General features: G+C 40.8%; 1 protein-coding gene and 1 pseudogene. One reads left to right on the top strand and one right to left on the bottom strand.

From position 1 onward, the window contains the following. Window positions 1–100 precede the first annotated feature (100 nt). Entirely contained in the window at window positions 101–913 is an 813-nt protein-coding gene (locus JCM10991_RS11655) for an Rpn family recombination-promoting nuclease/putative transposase (RefSeq protein WP_025021583.1), read from the top strand. A 113-nt stretch (window positions 914–1,026) separates the two neighbouring features. On the opposite strand, the pseudogene JCM10991_RS15480 reads toward JCM10991_RS11655, so the two are convergent. Then, window positions 1,027–1,543 (bottom strand): annotated as a pseudogene (locus tag JCM10991_RS15480) (hypothetical protein); the annotation flags it as partial.

Genomic DNA, 1,543 nt, shown 5'->3' with positions numbered 1-1,543 from the left:
TGTAGCCACATTAAGGTAGGAGATTAGGCTTGCCTAACCGTTTGAACTACTGACACGCAAGTGTCGTGAGTTACAAGCCCCCGAACTTGTTCGGGGGTAATTGACTTTCTACAATGTTTTACGTAGTAATCACGTGGCGGCTCACCTGGTGGCTCTCATCGACTCTAGTTACAAGAAAGATGAATTGACCATCAGTCAGGAACAAAAACCCTTTGATCCTGGAGGTGATGCACGTGGGATTCGGTTAGATATGTTTTTACAAAGTTTAGATGGGGACATGATTGACTTTGAAATGCAAAATAAAGACAACCATGATACTGCCAATCGGACTGGCTATTATCACGCCGTCATGGCCACTGAGATGTTAAAGAAAGGGCAAAGTTATCGCCAGCGTCATAGTACTTGCGTTATCATGATTACTATGTATGATTATTTTGGTGATGGTAAGGCTATTCATAAGATTACTTCACGTAGCCAAGATGGCCACAAATATCCCGATAAGCAGACCACCTATCTAATTTATCCTTATGGTGATTTAACTGGTCTTCCAAGAGACCTACAAGATTTTCTCAAACTTTTAACTGAGCGCCCTACCAGTGATGATGAGTTCATCACGATGGTAAAAGAGCTCATGATTTCAATCAAAACTAGCGGAAAGATGAGGTATGATTTTATGAGATTACAAGATAAATTAATGGATGCATACGAAGAGGCGTATGAAGAGGCGTATGAAGAGGCGTACGAAGAGGCTTATGACGAAGCTACCGACGCAACAATTAGCTATATAACACGTTACAATGAATTAGTTGCTCAAGGGCTTAGCTTGCAAGAAATTATGGAACAATTGGTAGCTCAATTTGGCGAAGAACACCGCCCTGCCTTAGAGAAAATTGTGTTAGCTCTCAGTAATTAAGAACAAAAAAGCGATGGTGAAATCCTAACTAGTGGATTTTTTCCATCGCTTCTTTTTACGTCCTGTTATGGTGTGCTTACACTAGAACTTTACGCGGTCTTTTCCCCTTTATGTTATTCCCTGAATTTTTTCCGAAGATTTTGACCAAAAATTAGCACCATCAATATTACTACCATCACTTCAACTAATTTTCGACTGGTCCCCTCTTCATTCAATTGTGGTAATTGTCTTTTGGCATTTGCTACTTTTTTACGATCCGATGCGCTAAAACTTGGTTGACCATTTGCAATTTTCTTTAAGCCTTTTTTAGAATGTATCCCTGTCAAAATACCCTCTTCTGAATCTTGGTTTAGTACCGGCTTCAAAAGTACACCGTTTGGTTTCTCAAAATCTATATCGGCCTCAACCGTTGTATCTTCTTGTCCTAAACTAAGGAATTCCCCACTATTTGATAACTCTGAACTTACTTCAGATGGTGATGACTCGCTTAAATTCGCACTTGGAGTGGCATCTAATTTTGCTACTTCACTTGACGATGACGTCGAGGATTGAGACGATGCTGACTCGCCTAAAGTTATACTTGGGCTAGCACTTGGTGCCGGCGTTGTTGAGGATTCGCTTGGACCCGAT

The sequence above is a fragment of the Ligilactobacillus equi DSM 15833 = JCM 10991 genome (assembly GCF_000615765.1).
In the GTDB taxonomy this organism is placed as follows: Bacteria; Bacillota; Bacilli; order Lactobacillales; family Lactobacillaceae; genus Ligilactobacillus; species Ligilactobacillus equi.
Note: the sequence above shows the minus strand (reverse complement) of the source record. Positions and strands in the feature narration are given on the sequence as shown.